The 1,814-nt window shown below is 72.1% G+C and carries 3 protein-coding genes; 1 reads left to right on the forward strand and 2 read right to left on the reverse strand.

Features of this window, described 5'->3' with window-relative positions:
* A partial coding sequence (locus BZL64_RS35730; RefSeq protein ID WP_279634657.1) for an ATP-dependent helicase C-terminal domain-containing protein occupies positions 1-557 on the forward strand: 557 nt, incomplete at its 5' end.
* Here the strand turns inward: BZL64_RS35730 and pgfA are convergent.
* Both pgfA and BZL64_RS39310 read right to left on the reverse strand, forming a co-directional pair.
* Positions 547-1,539: a cell envelope lipid trafficking protein PgfA gene (gene pgfA, locus BZL64_RS35735; RefSeq protein WP_086773204.1), complete on the reverse strand. Its 993-nt coding sequence runs from the start codon at positions 1,537-1,539 to the stop codon at positions 547-549. The genes BZL64_RS35730 and pgfA overlap by 11 nt on opposite strands.
* A 21-nt stretch (positions 1,540-1,560) precedes the next feature.
* The gene (locus BZL64_RS39310; protein WP_107430417.1) at positions 1,561-1,695 is read right to left on the reverse strand and encodes an SPW_0924 family protein; all 135 of its coding nucleotides are present in this window, start codon (positions 1,693-1,695) and stop codon (positions 1,561-1,563) included.
* Between the last annotated feature and the right edge of the window lie 119 nt (positions 1,696-1,814).

Genomic DNA, 1,814 nt, shown 5'->3' on the forward strand with positions numbered 1-1,814 from the left:
GGTCGGCGGAGGGGCGGGGGCTGCGGCAGCGGCTGGCGTTCCTCAGGGCGCGTCTCGGGGAGCCGTGGCCGGACGTCTCCGACGCGGCGCTGCACGCGCGCGCTGACGACTGGCTGGAGCCCGAACTGAGCCGGGCCCGGCGGCGCGGCGACCTGGCGCGGATCGACGCCGGGAAGGCACTCGCGCGGCTGCTGCCCTGGGCGTCCGGCGAGGCGGCACGGCTGGACGAACTGGCGCCGGAGCGGATCACGGTGCCGAGCGGGTCCGGAATCCGGATCGACTACGCCGACCCCGGGCAGCCGGTGCTGGCGGTGAAGCTCCAGGAGATGTTCGGGCTCCAGGAGTCGCCGCGGGTGGCGGGCGTGCCGCTGCTGGTGCACCTGCTGTCCCCCGCCGGTCGGCCCGCGGCCGTGACCGCCGACCTCGCCTCCTTCTGGAAGGACGGCTACAAGGGCGTACGGGCGGAGCTGCGGGGCCGGTATCCCAAGCATCCGTGGCCGGAGGACCCGGCCGGTGCCGAGCCGACCCGGCACACCAACGCGCGGCTCAGGCGGTGACCGGTTCGGTGTCGGCGGCGGGGGCCGGTTCCGGCCCTGCGGGGCGTCGGCCGCGGGCCTCCACGTACAGCGCGAGGGCGAGGAGGAGGACACCGAGGGTGAGGAACCCCCAGGGCAGGTAGGAGGTCATCAGCAGCACCAGGGTGCGGTTGGCGGCGACCAGGTCGACGGTGTGCTCGATGTAGTCCTCGCGCATCTTCACGTGGCCGGCGAAGGCCGTCACCTTGTCGCGGTCGCCGAGGAGGGTGCCGCCGCGCAGTTCCTCCCGGTGGATCTCCTCGCCGTAGACGGGGGCGCCGGTGACGGGTTCGACCCAGAACCTGCGGACGGTGGTGTACCAGCGGGTGGTGCCCGTCCTGGCGACGGTCTCGGGGGTGATCCCGGCGACGGGCATGGTCCTGGGCATGGCGACCTGGGTCCAGGGGATGGTCTGCTCGAAGTAGTAGACCTCCAGGCCGCGGAACTTCTCGGTGCCCTTGTAGTGGATGGGGGCGGTGACGCGGGCCTGCGCGTCGAAGTACTCGTAGTCGCGCTTCTCCGTGCGGAAGGGCCATTTGAACTCCAGGCCCTCGCGGCGGACGGGGTGGCCGTCGACCATCTCTCCGGTGGCGTGGACGGGTTCCTGGGTGTGGGCGTCGAAGATGTAGCGCTCGGGGATGCGGGAGACCATCTTGCCGTCGGGGCCCTGGACGTAGGACAGGCCGTCCCAGACGACGACGTCACGGCCCGCCGTCCGTTCGATCCTCTCCGACTCCTCCACGTTGCCCTTGAGGGTCTGCACGATGGTGACCTTGGGGACGGTACGGGCGGTCATCGTGCCGTAGTCGAGGAGGGTGGCGTTCCGTGCCTCCAGCACCATGTCCTGGTAGGCGTTGGCGGGCACCTTGGCAAGGCGCGGGAAGGCGTACCAGCGCAACAGCGGGGACAGCGCCGCGAAGAACACGGCGAGGGCGAGCAGGATCAGGCCGGACTTGCGGCGCATGTCGGCCTCCCTCCCGAGTGGTCACGGGTGTGCGGGCACTGTCGTCAGCAGGGGTTTCGGGGAGGTCTCGCCGGTCGGGGCGCCCAGGGCGGTGAGGGTGAGGACCAGGGCGAGCGCGAGGGCGAGGCCGGTCGCGGCGGCGATCAAGGCGCGCATACGGGCCTCCCGCGGAGGTCGGAGGTCGGGGGTCAGCCCCATGGGAACTGATGGATCGTCAGGTCCGGCACCGTAGCAACGGGCGGGCGAGATGAGAACACCTCCGCACCACCGACGGC

Origin of the sequence: Streptomyces bobili (assembly GCF_002154575.1) — a bacterium.
GTDB lineage: Bacteria > Actinomycetota > Actinomycetes > Streptomycetales > Streptomycetaceae > Streptomyces > Streptomyces bobili.

Coding starts and splice junctions, on each gene's coding strand:
- pgfA (WP_086773204.1), bottom strand. CDS start 1,539: ATGCGCCGCAAGTCCGGCCTGATCCTGCTCGCCCTCGCCGTGTTCTTC.
- BZL64_RS39310 (WP_107430417.1), bottom strand. CDS start 1,695: ATGCGCGCCTTGATCGCCGCCGCGACCGGCCTCGCCCTCGCGCTCGCC.